This window comes from Hugenholtzia roseola DSM 9546 (genome assembly GCF_000422585.1).
Taxonomy (GTDB): Bacteria; Bacteroidota; Bacteroidia; order Cytophagales; family Bernardetiaceae; genus Hugenholtzia; species Hugenholtzia roseola.
Window position 1 is genome coordinate 122757 of record NZ_KE383879.1, and the last position, 18885, is coordinate 141641.

An 18885-nucleotide genomic window follows, 5' to 3' on the forward strand; every position below is an offset into this window, starting at 1 on the left:
AAAAAATGTAATAAAACAAGGCTTTTCATAGAACTTAACCTGACTGCGCCTCGCCTCTTGGGAAAAATTGTAAAAAACGTGATAGGCTACAAAAGGGCAAAGGCGCAACTATCCTATTACATCATATCCTATACTATCATATCCTATCCTGCCTGCTTCTCGTCTTGATTTCTTACCTCAAACTTTTTCTCTTATGCAACATTTCGTTTTTTCCTCACTTTTGCTACCTCCGCGAATAGGGCAGAAGCCGATACAACTCCTCTTTTTGGGGTTTTGTTATTTGCTTTGGCTGCCCTTGCAAGCGCAAAAGCCCTTTTCAAACCCCGACAATTTTGTTCAAGATGTCCAGCGCGTCATTGAGCGAAAGACCGACCCCACAACGGTAGAAGTCGTTAGCTCGATTTCAAACCTTTGGGGGACACTAAGCCCCGAAGAGCAGAAACTCTTGCATAACATTTCTAAAAATATGTACGAAAAAGGCTATCAGCCTAACCCCATCTTCGAGGACTTCTATGCCTGCCTGCACTTCGGACAAAAAACAGGCAAATTTAAAGCCCAAGATAGGCTAAGATTTTTGCAAGTAGCCGATACCACTGTTCGCGAAGTAGGCAAAAATGGCGTTGCTAATTTTTTCCGCATCACGCGCACCTTTATCACTGACCACCTCCTCTATAAATACCAAGACCACACCGCTTTTGCCATCTTAGGCAATCGCGATTTTGAGTTTGGATACGGGCGCGAAGGCGCACCTGCCGTAGTGGAAGCACCTATCGTCGACCCCATCGAAGAAATTATAGAAATAGGCGAAAAGGCTACCGAAGATAAAAAAGACCCCAAAACCGAAGAAACCGACGCAGGCGGTTGGGACGATTGGGGTAGCGATTGGGGCAGCAGTGGTAGCGATACAGGCAGCGATAGTGCCACACCCGACCCCGACGTTTGGGGAACTGCCGACGAATGGGGGACACCCTCCGACGATTGGGGCAGCGACGGCGATTGGGGCTGGGGCAGCGAATCAGACAAGAAAAAAGAAGAAAAAAAGCCCGTAGTGGCAGCCGCTCCCATAGAGCGTCCAAAGTTGTCGCAGGCTGCACCCGAAGAGCCTGAAACACGCCTTTTGGCAGGACCTTATATCCGCTTCAAAAATGTCAATTTGAATGTAAAAAATAGAGAAGACGAATTTACGATACAAAACACAGACGGCTTTGTTTTGCTTTCCACAGGCGAATTTGTGGGCGAAAAAGGGCGTTTCGAATGGAAAGCCGCAGGTGTGGAAGCAGGCGTTTATTGTGAGTTTTCCAAATATGTGTTGCCCGTAACGAAAGCCCAAATTTCGGCAAAAAGCGTCAGTTTGATACACCCTAACCGCCTCGATTCTGCCGTCTTGGGCAATTTCGCATATAAGGCATTGAAACAAAACAAGACCGAAAATCCGCCTTATCCTATTTTCATTTCGTATAGAAATGACATAAAAGTCAAAGGTTTGGCAAAAGACCTAACCTATATCGGCGGCTTCGGACTCAAAGGCAATCGCATCACAAGCCAAAGCATGACCGAAGGCGCAGAATCTTCTATTGTAGTAGAAAAAGGCGGCAAGCCCAAATTTAAAGCTACTTCTATCAAGCCTTTTATCTTCAACACCAATAGTGTCAATAATCCGCAGGCAAGGCTTATCATTTACACTTCCGACAAAGATTCGCTCATGCACCCTGGCATGATGTTGCGCTTTTCGCCCGAAGGCAACGGCAAAAGCAAAGAAGCCTATCTTTTGGCACGAAAAGATAACAAGGTCTTCAAAGATGCGCCCATAGAAGATTCCTACCACCGCGTTTCGGTCTTGGCAGATTTGATTACTTGGGATTTGGGTGCAGATACGATGAACATTGCCATTTTGCAGGGCAGAACAGAAACCCCTGTCGTGATAACCTCCAACGACCACTTCTACAAGCCTATCCTAACCGACTTGCAAGGCATGTATTCCTTCAATCCTTTGGTGATGATTTGGGGTTATATTTCCAATAAAAAACCATTTTCGCCTTCTTTTTTTAGTGCAGACATGGCTCGCGATTTCAAACAAAACCCTCTGCACGTAAAACAAGCCATGCGCTTTTTGGCAGGAAAAGGTTTTGTAGAGTACGACGAAGCCACCGACTGGACGCGCCTCACGCGCAAAGGGCAACTTTATGCACGTGCCAATTTGCCGCCCAATAATCCTATGAAAGTGGATTACGATAAAATCATCTTCGCAGGGCAGTCCAATGCTTTGGACAACATTACCTACTACTTCAAAGACAATGAAATGCACGTGCGAGGGGTGAAAGCCGTCCGTTTTGCCCAAATTCGAACCAGCTTGGAACAAGACACCGCCTTTTTCAATGTAGCCGCTCTGCCCTCTGATGGCATTGTCAAGATTAAAGAAAATAGAAGCATGGGTTTTAGCGGACAGGTAGGAGCAAAAAACTTTGTCTTCAACGGCAAAGACTTCGAATTTAATTACGAAGATTTTAAAATCGTCATGCCCAAAATCGACTCGATGCAGTTTTATGTAGAAGGCGATACCCTGCCCAATAATTTCAAAGACGTATCAGGCACATTTTTTATCAACAACCCCTCGAACCGTTCGGGTGAGCGCACCTATTACGACAAGCAAGAGGGCGTTGAAAAACTTTCTTTCCGAAACTACCCTATCTTCGAATCCACTTCGGGCGGACAGGTGAAGTTTCAGGGCAAAGAAATCTTGATGGGTTCTTATTACGATACGGCAAGGGTCAAATTTGATGTAGATAATTTCAGGCTCGATAGTTTAGTAGGTAGGCAGCCCGAAGACCTCAAATTTGCAGGTACTTTCAATAGTAATATTTTTGTAGAACAGTTTAAAGATTCCATTCGCGTAATGGAAGATAAATCTTTGGGCTTTGTGCATAGCGTAAATGACCCACAACACCCCAGCGGTTTGGGCTTGTATGGCGGAAAAGGTAGGCTTGAAAAGGGCTTGGTCTTTCTCACCAACGACGGCGTTAGGGCAGGCGCGGAAAAATATTACGACATGACCGATAGCGTAGCCGAAGCCAATCCGAAGAAGAAGAAACTCATGGACAAGGAAAAAGCCTTATACCCTAATAGTCCTGCAAGAATGACCTATTTAGCCGCTGATATAGAGTCCAACGACTTTATCTTTTTCCCCGACTCGATGGTTTCTTTGGGAACTTTTAAAGCAAAAGCCGCCTACAACAAGGGGCGTATCCATGCCAAAGAAGTAGGCGGAGTAGGTTTTCCGAGTACCTTTATGGAGGATTTTCATATCCAATGGCTACACGCCCAAGATAGCATGCTGCTCACCAGCTTAGAAAAACCCTTCGAGATGTATAAACGCGACGAAGGCGACGTAAAAGTAGCCACTCACACAGGAACGTTAGCCGTCACGCCCAGCGGTCTGAAAGGATACGGTGCTTTCGAAACCGACGAAGCCCTGATAAATTCGCAGGAATTTGCCTTCGAAACGACGCGCTTTCATGGCAATCACGCGCTTTTTCAAATCAAATCTGAAAATGGCGTAAAGCCTGCCGCCATTGCTGCCAACAACGTCAAATTTGATTACAACATCATCGAAAATCCGCGCACTGCCACCATCGAAGCCGAAAACGTAGGCGAAAAGGTCTTTACCTTTCCCTTCTTACAATACACGACCTCTTTGGCAAAAGCCGTTTGGAGCATCGATGCCCAAAATGTAGTTTTCCGACAAGACGACAAAGATGTCAGCGGCGAGCAGATTTTCGAATCTACCGACCCTGCACAATTAGGGCTGAAATATGCCGCCACCAACGCCATTTACGACATGCGCGAGCAGCAGCTCAATATCGAGGGTGTGCCTTATATCTTGGTTGTCGATACCGAAATTGCGCCCTATGGCAGTCAGGTTGTAGTCAAGAAAGGCGGCAGAATCGAGCCGCTTAAAAATGCCGAACTTACCGTTAATTACCTAAGCCGCTATCACCGTTTGGTAGAGGGCAGCATCAATATTGTATCGAAAAACGAATACAAGGGCGAGGCTACCTACAAATATACCAACGACGCAGGCGAAGAATTTGACATCAACATCGACAATTTCGGAAAGCAGGTCATCACCGAATTAGACCTACCCGATAGCTTGCGCAAGACCGATTTGGGCAAAAAATTGGTAGGCACAGAAGGCACAATTTCCACCGCGACCATCAAAGAGGAAGAATTTTTCCGCTATGCTGATGGCAAGCAGTTTAAAGACCAAGTTACGATGAAGGCGTGGCTTCGTCAGCTCGAATTTAACGGACAGGCGCGTTTGGTTTCGGGCAATAGCCCACAAAGTGGTTGGTTTCCGCTCGTTTCCACTGCCGCAGGTGCAGATGCCAAAGGCAAAAAAGGGACAGGTTCGGGTACAGACCTCTTTGTCGTCAATCAGAGCGTCAATGGGCAGCCTTCTTTTGTGGGGCTGTATTTGAGCAAAGAAAAAGGACTCTACGCGCCTATCATGGAAGAGGACAAAGCCATCGGCAGAGATATTCCCATCTTTTTAGCAGAAGGGGCTATCAAAAAGAGTAAGGTCTTAGAATTTGCTGTCATTTCTACCAATAAAGATGGCAAGCCTGCGTCTGAACCTGCCAAAGGCAATGTTTTTGATTTTAGCAAGACCAAAAACGAGGTTCGCGCCGAAGGGACTTTTACCCTGTATGAAAATTCGGCGAAGGTCAATTTGGCTACCGCAGGCAGAGCGCGTGCCAACTATGCCGAAAATCTCTATACTTTTGATTTGATGTTGGCTTTCTTTATCGATTCAAAAGGCGAGGCGTTCAACCTCATGCGCGACCATTTGGCTACTTATGTTTCTGAAAATCGCACCAAAAACAAAATCGAGCGTGTCGTGAAAAAGAACCCCACTACGGTCAATAAGGTTGCCGAAATAGGAGGCGATAAGGCGGGTGAAAGCTTCTTGCGCCGTTTTTCGGTAGGCGATTATGGCGTTTCTGACGCTCTTTCAGATAAGACCCTTATCTTCCCTGCCGTAACGATGAACTGGTCGGTAGATAGAAATACCTTTTATAGTGTTGGCGATTTGCCTTTGGGAGCGATTCTGAAAAAGGAAATTGATGCCAAATGCGAAGGCATGGTAGAAATTCCGCGACAAGCCGAAGCAGGCGACTTTACCCTTTATCTCGAACTCGATGCCGACACTTGGTATTATATCGCCATGAAAGGCAGAGATTTGAAGATGCTCTCCTCAAATGAAGCCTTCAATGCCGAATTGGAAAATCCTAAGTCGAAGGATAAGTTTGAGAAAGCCACTCGCGCCGAAGTAGATGCCTTCCAGAGCCGTTTTAGAAGCACCTACGATACCACACCTGCCATTGCACTTGACTAAAAATCAGGTTGTAGTTTCAAAAAAGTAAATTATCCCCCAAAGTCCCTCCCCAAAAAGGAGGGACTTTTTTGTGCAAAAGTAGGGAAAAGGCATTGCCTTATCCGAAATGAGATTGAAACAAAGACTTATAGCACAAAGCTCCAACTTCGCCATGCAAACTTGCTTCCGACGAAACCAAAAAGAAGGTGAAGCCAAATTTTATTTCGTTTCAAATTTGAAAACACGACGCTTTTTTAGAGTTTAACGATATTTTAGTTTTTTATATTGACTATTTTTGCCCTTTGCGTTATTTTTTTTGAATAACAACGTGCTTCCGAAACAATTTTAGTATCTCTTACTCGTTTCGAAAGTAGAAACAAAGCAGAATAGAAGAAGACCGTTTTTTGGGTTTGCCAAAAGTTACTGTCTTTTCTATCTTTCTTTTTTATTTTTTCTAACACTTTCAAACCTGTTTATTTTCATGAAAACTTTTCAAACACAACCTTACACACTCACAAAATCTTCTTTGTTCTCACTCTTGGGCGTGGCTTTTTTCTTGGTTCTGATGCCTTTTTCAGAAACAAAGGCGCAGGGAATTTTGGATAGGGCTTTGGAGCGCACCAAAAACAAGGTAAAAAATAGAGTCGATAATAAAATCGATAAAGCCGTAGATAAGAGTCTGGACAAGACCGAAGAATCTTTGAAAACAGGCAAAAAAGACAAACAAAATGCAGACGGTTCAGAACAAGAGGCTGATGCCGTTACAGGGCTATTAGGCGGCATGTTGGGCGGCGGCGGCGCGGCACAAGTTGCGGAAGCGTACCAATTTAATAGCAGCTTTTTGATAGAAATGACAAGCCAAAAGGCGAAAGGGAAAAAGCAAGACCCTATGTGGGTGCGCTATCGCCAAAGCTCTCAAAATCAGGAAATTATCGGAATGGAGGTATTGGGCAAAACGGAAACTTCAAAGCCGCAGAGTCAGTCTGTCCTCGATTTTCAAAATCAGGCAATGGTGATTTTGATGGAAAACGAAGGCGCAAATATGGCTGTCGTTTCTGCCTTTCCCAAAGAGATGCAAACCCAAGAGCAAGCCGCTAACGAAAAGCCCGTCAAAGTAACCAAGACCAATGAAAAGAAAAGCATCTTAGGCTATCCTTGCGCTAAATACATCATCGAATCAGACGATTTTGTTTCAAATGCCTGGATTACACAAGATATAAAAATCGAGCAATTCAAAGCCATGCGTGCTTTCGTGATGGCAAACAAAAAGCAGGAACAAAATCCGATGACGCAGATAGAGGAGGGTTTTGTTTTAGAAATGGAGAATACCGACAAAAAGACAGGCGACAAGAGTTTTATCTTGGTAAAAGAAGTCAAACTTGAAGATGCCAAATCTTTCCAAATGTCTAACTATCAGATAGTAGGCGGCAAATAGATAGCCGATAGAGCCGCCCCAGTGATGTTAAATTCTAAAAGTCAAAGGCAATGCCTTATTCCTACACCTGCATCTGATTCTTAGAATTTAACATCACTGCCTTTGATAAGCACAAATTTGGGTATTTTAAAAAACTATCCCAACGCTTCCTTTTTGGTAGCAATCGCCAAGACGAAATGTGGTTCTAATTCTGTGAGAAAATCTATGTTCAGATACTCATTTGTAGGAATAAAACTCGCCAAAGACTGCCCCCGCTCGTTTAGTAGCACGCGAATGTCCTTGCGCCATGTCGCGCCCTTTGCATCTAAACACTTGTAGAGGGCTTCTTTTGCTGACCAAAAGCGCGTCGCAATCCTTCGGTTTCCTCTGCAAAACGCCAATTCCGACTCATGTAAGACACGCGGCGCAACTGTTTCCACTTTCAAACCTACCGCTTCCACATCTAAACCCAAGGCATGGGTGCGCGAAAACGCCAACGCCACCCAAGGGTAGCTATGCGAAATAGAAATGTGCGCCGTATGCGGCTTTAAAAAAGGCTTTCCTGTATGCGCTTTTTCTACCTTGTGAGAAGGGAAAAAGTGGCTTAGAAGCAAGGCTGCCGCCATTTTTTCTAAGCGTATCGTCGGATTTTTGTAGGTAGCAAAAGCTTCCTCTTCTTGGGCAAGGCTATGAAGTTGCGCCTCGTTTTCGTCTATTTTCCACAAGACTAAATCGTAATGTGGAAACTTTTTGTGTAAAAAAATGGGCATGGTACGGCTTTTTAAGACGGTAATAGCATCTTAACAACTTGTGCAATATATTGTTTGACAAAGTAAGATTTTAGCCCTAAAAATTATCAAGGTCTAAACCTAAATCAAAATTTGCATTGTCTTTTTGTACAATTTGCTCTTTCACCCATTTGAGCGCGACTGCTTCTTCCTTAAAAATGGCGCACTGCAAACTGCCCTGTGGAAAAAGCGACTGAATAGACTGACGAATATTCTGTTCTACAAAAAAGCTATCAGCAATCACAACGGCACAAATACCTTTTTCTAAGAGTTCTTTCTGTTGGGGCAAAAAAGTTTGAGTCGCCCAAGTGCAGGCATCAGGGTGTATCATCATCTTTTTTTGATTTAAAAGCCAACAGAATTTATTGTTTTTACGCGCATATTCTGCCAAAAACTTATACGCAAGTTGATTGGTCGCAACATCTACAACGCCCTGCCAAGTAGCCTGGACAATAGAATCGCCTAAAAGCGCAATATGCAAATTGCGTCTGTCAAAAATGGGTACGCTCATTAAAGATTTCATCGGAATTAAGGAAATAAGAAAGTTTAAAGAATTTTAAGACACAGACGCAAAAAGCAAAGATAGTGTTACTTTCAGTTTCGCCCTTTGAGGTTAGAATAGTGTTTAAAAAGTCATTTTTAGCGAAAAAAAACATTTTAGATTAGCTTTTTACTTTATTTTTTATTTTATTTTTATCTATTTTTTTATAGTAAAAGCCTTTTATATCGTAATAAGGGTTTTTATCCTCGCTTTGTGAAAGCGTACCTTCTTTTTTTAGGCTCAAAAGGTTATTTTTTTCCAAAAGCTACACAAAATCATGCTTTTTTCAATTTTGTAAGGTCAGAAAAAAAACTTTATATTTTACTATTTTTTATATTTTTACGGTCTATATTTTTCTGCCATTTGCCTTGTGATAGGTATGATGTAAGAAAATTCAACAAAAAAAAGAATAAGGTAGCCTTTTCGCCCCTTATTCCCTACTTTTCTTCAACAAAACCCTAAGCAGCCTAATTCACCAAATCGGCTACAATCTTAGCCGAAGAAAGGACAAGGGGAATACCGCCGCCAGGGTGTACGCTTCCTCCACAAAAGTAGAGATTTTGAACCGTTTGTGAAAAGTTGGCATGCCTTAAAAAAGCGGCATAGCGGTTGTTGCTGCTATTGCCATACAAAGCACCGCCAAAAGAAGAAGTACGCGCTTCTATGCTGCGCGGGTCTAAAATTCGCTCGGCAATCAGGTGCGGACGAACAGCCTCTATCATATTTTTTTCTAATTTTTGTAAGATATTTTCCCTTGCTTTTGCAATGAGTGTGTCCCAATCTTGACTGCCGTCGTTATGAGGTACATTTATCATCACAAACCAATTTTCACCTTCGGCAGGTGCGTCTGTCGGGATTTTTTTAGAAGAGATAAAAATATAAACTGTTGGGTCGTCTATGATAGTTTTATTTTTAAAAATTTCTCTAAATTCTTTTTCATAATCATTTGAGAAAAATATGTTGTGAACATCTAATTCGGGAAATTTTTTATTCATATTCCAATAAAAAATAAGAGCCGAGCTGGATTTTGGTTGCTCCAAAAGTGCTTCGGGCGCAGGGAAATGGGGTAGCAGTTTTCGATACGTTTGCACAATATCCATATTCGATACCACTACCTCTGCCGCTATCGTTTTCTCTCCAACTTTTATGCCTTTGATACGATTTTTATTTTTAGCATTATTTTCTAATAAAATTTGAGTTACGGGCGAACCGAAATGGTATTTTACCCCCAATTCCTCACCCAACTGCAACAGGCTTTTGGTAATGCTAAAAAGTCCGCCTTCGGGCAAATATGCTCCTTTTCCAAATTCGAGGTCGGGAATGATATTGAGCGTAGCAGGTGCTAAATAGGGCGAAGAGCCATTATAGGTAGCATAACGATTAAAAATCTGTACGGTTTTAGGCTTTTCAAAGGTAGCAAAATTAGCTTGGTGCATGGTGCGAAAAGCATCTAATTTGTGAATTTTGAGAATGGCTTTGAGTGCCTTTCTATTTAAAAAAGTGCTACTTTTATGCAAAGAACGCTTTAAAAAAAGTTCGCCTACCAAATCATTTTTTATTTTGCTTTCCGCTAAAAACTTTAAAATTGTATCTTTTTTTTCGCCTAATTTTTGTGCTACTTCGTCTGCAAATTTCTCTTTTTGTGCGTGTGCATAGAGGCGAGTGCCATCGTCCCAAAAATATTTCGTAACGGGGTCTAAGGCTTGGTAGCGAAAATAATCCGACGGCTTGCGCCCTGCCAAAAGGAAAATTTCTTCCACATTTTCGGGCAACGTAAAAAGCGAAGGACCCGCATCATAGCGATACCCTTCAAGCCAAAATTCGGACAATTTGCCCCCTGCATAGGCATTTGCTTCAAAGACTTCCACCTCGAAACCTTTGAGTGCCAAACGCACCGAAACCGCAATTCCACCGATACCAGCCCCTATGACAAGGGCTTTTTTTTTCTCTTGGTTCATAAAAAAAACAAAATTATAGTTTTATTAAAAACAAAACACCCTACCCAATTCGCTTGCAGGCAGGGTGAGAGCTATCACCGCATTTTCCCAAAACTCGAAAACAGAGCAGAGGGTTATCAGAAAAGAAAAAAACGCGCTTTGGTTGCAAAAATAAATCTAAAAAAAGATAGGCTATTTGAAAAAGCCCGACAAACCGCCGCCATCTTTTTTATCGCCACCTAAAAACGAACCCAAGATATTGCCCACATTCGAGAGCAGGCTGCCGCTATCCATACCCATCATATCGAGCAAGGATTTTTCATTTTCAGCCGTCCCTGTTTCCTTAGAAGCAAACTTTTGCATCAGGAAAGGCACGACAATATGCGCCACTTTCTCCGCTGTCTGCGGCTCTACGCCTACTTTTTCGGCTACGGTATGAGAAAAATTTTTGGTCAGCCGTTGGATTGTTGGATTTTGCATATTCAGAGGCGCATTGCCATTGAAAAGGCTCAAAAGGTCGCCCAAATTGCCATTGATGGCTTCCTCTTTCACCGTTTCGGTGAGTGAATCTTGCGCTACTTCAATCGACTTTTCAGCCTGCGTTGCGTTGAGTCCCGCCTGCGATTGTAGCGTTGCGCCCAATTCTTTTTGTGCTAAACTAATGATTTGGTCTATCATGGTAAAAATATTAGAAAGTATGTAAAATAAGCAAGATTTTTAGAAAACAAACGCGCTTTACAAAGAAATCCCACTCTCAAAGGTAATCATTTTAAGAGATTTTACCAAACCAAAGGCATAGAAAAGTAGTAATGTTAAGTGCTGCGAAAAGCCTTGTCCTATCAAATGAGAGGCAAAATAAAATTTGGTTTTGAAACCCTGTTTTTGGGTATGGAAACCTTTTTTTATTTCAATCTCACTACGGACAAGGCATTGTCTTGTCCCTACGTTTGAATCTAACTTTTGGAATTTAACCTCACTGCATAGGAAAGTAGGGGCGCGAACGGCAAAGATGCTCGAAAGCAATTCTAAAAATTTGCTTTCTTTTTTCTCAATGCAGGATTATTTTTTCTTCGGATTGCCGCTGCCCTTCTTTTGTAATTAAAATCAAACTATAACTATGTTCGCCTGATTCTAAGATTTGTTGTTGTTCTGCTAAGAAAGAGCCATCTTCTTGTGCCGTATAATTGAGATTGCCCACTAATTTGCCGTCGCGCATCAACAAAAGAGAGAGGATAGGGTCTGATGTATGAATTTTTACCCTTATCAGATAACTATTTTCTGAAATTTCTTTCTGACTTTCTACAAAATCGAGCCACTCGAAAGTAGAAGTTTGAGAAGGCGAAGTTTCTGTTTTTAAAACCTGCTGAATAGGGCTATCGGTTTCTATTTTTGGGTCTGAATTTGTAGGGTTATTTTCTTGAAAATCAGCATTTTGTGGGATTTCTTTTTGTGGCGTTTGTATCAAAATTTCTAATTGCGATTCTTTGCCCTGCGCATTTTTAGCCAACAAAACAATGCGATTTTCGCCTGCTTCTAAATGCACATCTGCAAACAAACGGTAGGGACAATCCGCCTCATTTTGCTTTTCCAAGCCCGTTTTGGCTGTTTGTAAAACCCCATTTCGCAAGACCTCAAAACTTGCAGGCTCTTGTGTAGCCTTCAAACAAGTTTCCAAACGAAAAATTTGCGCATCAAGTAGCAAAGGATTTGCATAGTTTTCTTTCCAACTCAATAAAAAAGGTGCATTTTCGGCTGCATTTTCAAGCGGCATAGAAGCAAGCAGGATACGCGGCTCACTTCTGCTCTCACCTGCGCTATTTTTTGCACGTACTTCTACTTGATTTTCAACACTTTGCGGTACAAATTTTATTTTGAGAAGATACGGACATTGTGCAGGATTATACTCGCTCAATTGGTAGTCTGATTTAGACAAAGCACGATTATTGACCCAAACTTCCACATTTTCTAAGTTGGCTTGCGAAGCAATGCAAATTTCGCAATTCGCCTCCGAAGTGGCAGCGGATAGCGTACTTCGTTTTTCGGTGGGTGTAAGCCAATTAAAAGTAGGTTTTTCTACTGAAATTGAAACTAAACTATCACTTTTTGGAAATTCTACTGTAATGACACGCGGTTCAGAAAGGGCTTCGCCTGCCTGATTATAGACTTTCAAGACGATTTTATTTTCACCTTCTACCAGTTGTAGGGCATCTTTGAAAAGAAAAGGGCAATTTTGCGAACTTTGTTTTATGATATTTGTGCTGCTTTTAGCAAAAATATCATTGATAAAAACATCTACTTTTTGAATTTCGGTGTCGCTTTTCAAACAGGTTTGTATGTTGAAAAAAGTCTTGCTCCATTTGATTTGTGCCACAAAAGGCTCTACCCAACGCATCTGGGCAGGTGTAGCCTGCGTTTGGGGCTGATACAAAAAAAGACGGCTTTCGCGTAAAACTTCACCGTCTGCATCTTTTAATACAATTTCTACTCTATTTTCTCCTAAAACGCAATAAACTTTCCCTTTTAACATAAATTGATTGAGGTGAGTTTGGTCTTGGAAAAACTCAAAATAGGCTCTATCCACAGGCAGCCCATTTAAAAAAACCTCCGACTCTGTAATTTTTTCGGGACACGCGATTCCTATTTCCAACTGCAATTCTTCGTCGGCAATGTTATTTAGCTCCTCTAAGGCATTTTTCCAGTAAGTAAGGGGGGCTTGCTTGGCTTGGGTAGGGTCGAAAATAGCGGCATAGTGCAGCAAATAAGTTTCTACACAGGTACTAAGGGCTTTTTCTGCTGATAGGTAATCCTCCTCAAAAGGCACTTCGGAAAGTGGCTTGGCTTCATGTTTTTTCATCAAATCGCCACCTTTTTCATAGATAATCTTTTTTTCTTCATATTTTATTTTTGCTAAAAGCCAATTTTGAGGGTCTATTTTCCAATGATAGCCTTCGCCTTTGGTCGCATGTAAAATTTTAATTTCCAAAAGATTTTCTTTTTCTCTTAAATCTTTAAAAATAAGCGAACCATTGTGTAACAAAGCCAAGCCTTCATACGTGCCATCTTCCGACATTTGCATCACACGCACGTTGAGAGCCAGCCTATCTGCCTGCACAGGGCTATTTTGCAGCGTCCAATGGTACTCTTTTTCTTTGACTTTGGTGATGCCATTGAGGTTAATATCTTGCGCCTTAGCTGCGGTCAGGAAAAAAAACAAGGTAAAGAAAGCAAGAATGCCTCTTTTTTTTGTTTTCAAAGTAGCGATTGTATTAAACTTTTTTTTCATAATGCAAAGCATTTATAGACTTTTGGAAGGAAAAAAAGAACAAGCGAGCAGGCAATTTTAGCCTTTTTTAAGAAAGAGCAAGTTACTAAAAATAATACAAAACAACGCAAACTTTCACTAAAAAAAATAAAACCTTCTAAGGGCTTCTCCTTATTCGTATTTTTTAAGCGCAAGCCACAATTTTAACACTTATTAACTATTTCAAATCGTTTAAAAATCTATCTTTGTTTTTCTTCATACTAAAAAATGCCTTATGAAAAAATTATGGTTCATTTGCCTTTTAAGTCTGATTTCGGTAGCGAAGGCACAAAAAACTACCGTTTCGTTTTCGCTGCCTGAAACGGAAAAGTGGCAACTTTCACGCGCTCCGCACGCGCTACATTATCACCCCGCCATTCCCGAACTTAGCGATACTGTTTTCTTTGAAAAAAGAGGGAACAACCTTTGGGAAGCCACTTTCGAGGGCGAAAAAATGCCACAAACTTGGTATTTGAACGGGGAAAAAGTGATGTTTTATTTCTTTGTCCAAGCCGACGAAAAAATTTCAATTCGTGTAGGGGAAGATGGCGTAGTAAGTTTTGAAAGTGGTAAATGGCAGGCGCAAAATCAATACTTTCACAAACAAAACGACATTTTGCAAGCCACACTTTCCGACTTATATCCAAAAGAACCCAAAGATTTTGTAAAAAATTTGTATCAACTACAAGCAAAAAGGTTAGAAAACTACCACACAACCTTTCCCAAACCCGACTCTCTTTTTGACGATTTTATGCAAATTTATTTCCAAGTAGAAACAAATCAGAGTTTAGGGGCGTATCCTTTTTTTCACAATCGCAGCACAGGAAAAGTAGAGATGGTGCGCGAAATGCCCGACGCTTATTTGGATACCTTTCCATTGGTAAAGCCTTCTAAGTATGATTTTTATCCTTATTCAGTTATTATTTCTGAACTTAGAAGCTCTTATACTCGCGATTGCAAGCAGCATACTTTGAAAAATAAGCCCATTACGGTTCTTGATAGTGATAAAAAATACAACTATTTTTTGTGTAATTATCAAAATCTAAATCAAATTACATCTGAAAAGTTGCGCAAACTCTGTTTGCAAAATTTTCTTGCGTCGAGCCTTAGAATGTGGGAGTGGCAAGATGAGCGATTTGTCGCCCTTGCACAACTTACGCTCGAGGAGCTAAAAAAATTAGGCATCACCGAAAAAGAAGCCACTTTTTTTAAGGTAAAATTTGCAAACTACCAAAGCCTTTCGGCAGGCAAACCCTTCCCCGATTTTTCTTTTTTAGATAAAGACGAAAAAAGGGTAACCTTAGAAAGTTTGAAGGGAAAGGTGGTCTTGGTAGATTTTTGGGCTACTTGGTGCGCCCCTTGTGTGGCAGAATTTCCACATAGCAAAAAATTGATGCAAACGTTTGAAAATCAAGAGGTTGTATTTTTAAATATTTGCATAGATAGCAACCAAGCCGATTGGGAAAAGATGCTTACGGCACATCAATTAGGCGGAGTACAGGTTTTTGTCAGCCCCGAAGAAAGCCTGCTATTGAGAAAAAACTATCAAATTTCAGGGATTCCACACTATTTTCTGCTCGACAAAAACGGAATCATTTTAAAAAATAAAACCATCAGACCCAGCCAAAATGCCGCCGAATTGATAGAAAAGGCGTTGGAATAAAAAAAGAAAAAAGCCAACGGTAGAAAAAACTGTTGGCTTTTATTCAAGTAGAAAATTTTTATCAATCTTTTTCGTTTTTTATTAAACTCAAAAAATCGCAATGAAAAAAACAACCTTTCTTTTCGCCCTGCTTATTAGCACTTTCTTTGTAAAGGCGCAAACGGCTACCATTACCGTAAAAGTTAGCAATCCTGACGAGATGCCAAACTTGCATGTAGCTGCCCACACTACCCACCTGACAAGTGTTAGTGGAATGGATAGCATTAGCTTTAAGCCCCTTTCGGCGGATAAAACCCTTTGGCAGGCACGAGTTCCCAACGAAAAAGTAGAGCAATTTTGGTATCTGAAAGCAGAAGAAATGTGGCAGCCCTTTTTCTGCGCCGCCGACGATGATATGGAATTTTTAATAGAAAAAAATCAGATAATTTTACAAAAAGGAAAACTAAAAAATCATACCGAATGTTTTAATTTTACCGATTCGATAAATTCGAAAGTCTGGTCGGAGCTGGCACTACAAAATGCAGATGATTTCACAAAAAACTTAAAAAACTATTACGATTCTCTGCTTGATGTCTTTGAAAAAGAAACGCAATCGGAACGCACCTATCACAATGTCAATGACTTTGTACGCGCTTCTATGCAGGCTACTTATTTAGAGTGTTTGTATCGTTATCCACAAATTCGCGTTTATCTTCAAAAAATGGAAAACCCTACACCGCTGCCTGCTTCCTACTATGCAAATATTCCAAATTTTGAAATTCCAAACAATGAAAATATAATATTAAGTGATTTATATTTGCATTATATCACATACGTATATCCCTATAAGCATTGCAAAGCAAACTATTTAGACACCAATGACAAAAAACAAATGGCAGACTTAGCGCAGTGCTATTTTGAAACGTTTAAAAAAATAGAAAATAAAAAAATTAGAAATTTAGTTTTATTAGAATATTTATGTCGCGAGGCAATGAGCTACGAATGGAATGACGACTATGGGAATCAGGTCAGAAATGACCTTTTTAGCTACATTCCCAATCTTGATGTTTCAGACGAAGAAAAAAAACGCTTAACAGAAAAAGTGGCTGCCAGCCGTCTTTTAGCCGCAGGCAAGCCTTTCCCCGATTTTTCTTTTTTAGATAAAGACGGAAAAATGGTAACCTTAGAAAGTTTGAAGGGGAAATTGGTCTTGGTAGATTTTTGGGCTACTTGGTGCGGTCCTTGTGTGTCGGAATTTCCCGAAAGTAGGAAATTGAAAGAAAAGTTTGCAAACGAGCCTGTCGAGTTTGTTTATATTTGCATTTGGAGCGAAAAAGAAACGTGGTTGCAAGCGATTGAAAAGCATGGTTTAAAAGGACTTCACTTTTTTATACCTGAAAATGAAGTAGAAGATTTAAGGACGCGCTATCAAATTCAAGGCGTACCGACCTATTATCTGCTCGACAAAGAAGGCAACATCATTACCAAAAACGTCAGCCCCAGTGAAAATGCTGCCGAATTGATAGAAAAGGCGTTGGAATAAAAACTTTTTCAATCTCACTACGGACAAGGCAGTGCCTTGTCCCTATACTTGCGCCTGATTTTTAGAATTTGGACTCATCAAAACCGCCCTAAAAAATTACGCGCCTTCCTGCAAAGCGTGCAGGTTTGAAAGAGAATTTAGTTTGAAAATTTAGAGCAGTAGCGGCATTTCCTACGTTGCGCCGAAAGGTGCGAAAAGCTAATAAAAAACTTGTCGGAGTGTGGAATTTTCGAGTTTTTTTTCGTATCTTTGTCTATTGTAAAAAGACGAAAAACGCATAGAAATGAGCATAGAAAATTCAACAGAACAGGCACAAGAAATAGAGAAAACGGCTGCCGCAAATAGTGGCGACTATTCTGCCAGTAACATTCAGGTCTTGGAAGGCTTGGAAGCTGTGCGCAAACGCCCCGCTATGTATATCGGCGATACAGGAATCAAGGGCTTGCACCACCTCATTTGGGAAGTAGTGGATAACTCCATAGACGAAGCCTTAGCGGGACATTGTACCGAAATCAATGTGAGCGTCAATACAGATGGCTCGCTGACGGTGAATGACAATGGGCGCGGGATTCCCGTCGATATGCACCCCAAGGAGGGACGCTCTGCCTTAGAAGTGGTCTTGACCGTTTTGCACGCAGGGGGCAAGTTTGACAAGAGCAACTACAAAGTTTCAGGCGGTTTGCATGGGGTAGGGGTTTCTTGTGTGAATGCTCTTTCGAAGCACCTGCACGTGGAGGTAAGACGTGGCGGCAAATTGTACGAACAAGCCTATAGCTGTGGCGCACCTCTCTATTCGGTTCGTGAAATTGGGACGACAGATAGTACAGGTACAAAACTTACTTTTATCCCTGATGGCGAAATCTTCCCCGTTACTACCTTCAAATACGAAACGATAGCTAATCGCTTGCGCGAACTCTCTTATCTGAATGCAGGTATCAAAATTACGCTACAAGATTTGCGCGATATAGACGCAGACGGCAATCCTGCCTCTGATGTATTTTTTTCCGAAGGGGGCTTGCGCGAATTTGTGAGCTATTTAGATAGAGGCAAAACGCTTTTGATACCCAACCCGATTTATGTGGAAGGCGAAAAAAATGAAGTTCCCGTACAGGTAGCCATTCTTTACAATACCTCTTATGCCGAAAATGTAGTTTCGTATGTCAATAACATCAACACCATTGAGGGCGGAACGCACATTACAGGCTTCTATCGCGCCCTGACACGCGCTTTAAAAGGCTATGCCGATAAAAATAATTTGGTCGATAAAAAGCTCGAACTTTCGGGCAACGACTTTCGCGAGGGCATGACGGCAGTAATTTCTGTGAAAGTAGCCGAACCGCAATTTGAAGGGCAGACCAAGACCAAACTCAATAATTCGGACGTGGCGGGCGCGGTGGAAACCTGCGTTTTCGAAACCCTTTCGGTTTATTTAGAAGAAAATCCGCGCGAGGCAAAGCAACTCATTCAAAAAGTAGTCTTGGCAGCGCAAGCGCGTCATGCCGCACGCAAGGCACGTGAGATGGTGCAGCGCAAAACGGCGTTGGGCGGCGTTGGGCTGCCCGGTAAATTAGCCGACTGCTCGGAAAAAGATGCCGCCTTTTGCGAACTTTACTTAGTGGAAGGGGATTCGGCAGGTGGCTCTGCCAAACAAGGGCGCGACAGAAAAACCCAAGCCATTCTGCCTTTGCGCGGTAAAATCCTCAATGTAGAAAAGGCACAGGAACACCGCATCTACGACAACGAAGAAATCAAAAACATCATCACCGCCTTAGGCATACGCTTTGGCGAAGACGAAAACGGACAGAAAATCCTCAATTTGGAAAAATTGCGCTATCATAAAATTATCATCATGACAGATGCCGACGTAGATGGTAGCCACATCAGAACCCTTATTCTGACGCTCTTTTTCCGCTATATGCGCGATTTGATAGAAAAAGGCTATATCTATATCGCACAGCCGCCGCTTTATCTTATCAAAAAAGGCAAGCAGCAGATTTACTGTTGGAATGAAAGCCAACGCGAAAAAACCGTACAAGACTTGGGAGGCGAAAGTGGAAGTTTGCATATCCAACGCTACAAGGGTCTGGGTGAGATGAACCCCGAACAACTTTGGGAAACGACCATGAACCCCGAAAGTAGAAGCCTCAAAAGGGTTGATATTGAGTCTGCCGCCGCTGCCGACGCGCTTTTTTCTATGCTCATGGGCGACGAAGTAGCTCCCCGACGCGAATTTATCGAGCGAAATGCGCGTTATGCCAAAGTAGATATTTAAACAAATACGATACTTTTTTACTCGCTTTTCTTACTTCTCAAAACGAACAGTTTTCTCCAAAGCTGTTCGTTTTGAA

11 protein-coding genes are annotated in these 18885 nt (G+C 41.8%); 5 read left to right on the forward strand and 6 right to left on the reverse strand.

Annotation, left to right across the window (positions count from 1 at the left end; all coding sequences use genetic code 11):
- The first annotated feature begins 193 nt into the window (after positions 1-193).
- Together G500_RS0110850 and G500_RS0110860 are read left to right on the forward strand one after the other, a co-directional pair.
- Complete coding sequence (locus G500_RS0110850) at positions 194-5392, forward strand: hypothetical protein (protein WP_027002575.1); 5199 nt, start codon at positions 194-196, stop codon at positions 5390-5392.
- A 460-nt stretch (positions 5393-5852) separates the two neighbouring features.
- Entirely contained in the window at positions 5853-6806 is a 954-nt protein-coding gene (locus G500_RS0110860; RefSeq protein ID WP_027002577.1) for a DUF4412 domain-containing protein, read from the forward strand.
- Between the two features lie 134 nt (positions 6807-6940).
- On the opposite strand, the gene G500_RS25060 is transcribed toward G500_RS0110860, so the two are convergent.
- The 6 genes from G500_RS25060 to G500_RS0110900 form a co-directional block, all read right to left on the reverse strand.
- Positions 6941-7555, reverse strand: a complete 615-nt coding sequence (locus G500_RS25060) for a 4'-phosphopantetheinyl transferase family protein (RefSeq protein ID WP_051203467.1) — start codon at positions 7553-7555, stop codon at positions 6941-6943.
- A gap of 76 nt (positions 7556-7631) precedes the next feature.
- Positions 7632-8096, reverse strand: a complete 465-nt coding sequence (locus tag G500_RS0110870; RefSeq protein ID WP_154657126.1) for a hypothetical protein — start codon at positions 8094-8096, stop codon at positions 7632-7634.
- Between the two features lie 139 nt (positions 8097-8235).
- The gene (locus tag G500_RS26460; RefSeq protein ID WP_281169324.1) at positions 8236-8358 is read right to left on the reverse strand and encodes a hypothetical protein; all 123 of its coding nucleotides are present in this window, start codon (positions 8356-8358) and stop codon (positions 8236-8238) included.
- Positions 8359-8581: 223 nt separating this feature from the next.
- Positions 8582-10072, reverse strand: coding sequence for a 1-hydroxycarotenoid 3,4-desaturase CrtD (crtD, locus tag G500_RS0110885; protein ID WP_027002579.1), 1491 nt, complete (start codon positions 10070-10072; stop codon positions 8582-8584).
- 171 nt (positions 10073-10243) lie between these two features.
- Complete coding sequence (locus G500_RS0110890) at positions 10244-10729, reverse strand: DUF937 domain-containing protein (protein WP_027002580.1); 486 nt, start codon at positions 10727-10729, stop codon at positions 10244-10246.
- Between the two features lie 370 nt (positions 10730-11099).
- Positions 11100-13334, reverse strand: coding sequence for a hypothetical protein (locus G500_RS0110900; RefSeq protein WP_027002582.1), 2235 nt, complete (start codon positions 13332-13334; stop codon positions 11100-11102).
- A gap of 253 nt (positions 13335-13587) precedes the next feature.
- Between G500_RS0110900 and G500_RS0110910 the strand changes: the two genes are divergently transcribed.
- The 3 genes from G500_RS0110910 to gyrB all read left to right on the forward strand — a co-directional run bounded on the left by G500_RS0110910 (position 13588) and on the right by gyrB (position 18809).
- Positions 13588-15015, forward strand: a complete 1428-nt coding sequence (locus tag G500_RS0110910; RefSeq protein ID WP_027002583.1) for a TlpA family protein disulfide reductase — start codon at positions 13588-13590, stop codon at positions 15013-15015.
- A gap of 100 nt (positions 15016-15115) precedes the next feature.
- The gene (locus tag G500_RS25065) at positions 15116-16537 is read left to right on the forward strand and encodes a TlpA disulfide reductase family protein (RefSeq protein WP_051203470.1); all 1422 of its coding nucleotides are present in this window, start codon (positions 15116-15118) and stop codon (positions 16535-16537) included.
- Positions 16538-16820: 283 nt separating this feature from the next.
- A complete protein-coding gene (gene gyrB, locus G500_RS0110920; RefSeq protein ID WP_086047885.1) occupies positions 16821-18809 on the forward strand; it encodes a DNA topoisomerase (ATP-hydrolyzing) subunit B in 1989 nt (662 codons plus the stop codon).
- Positions 18810-18885 lie beyond the last annotated feature (76 nt).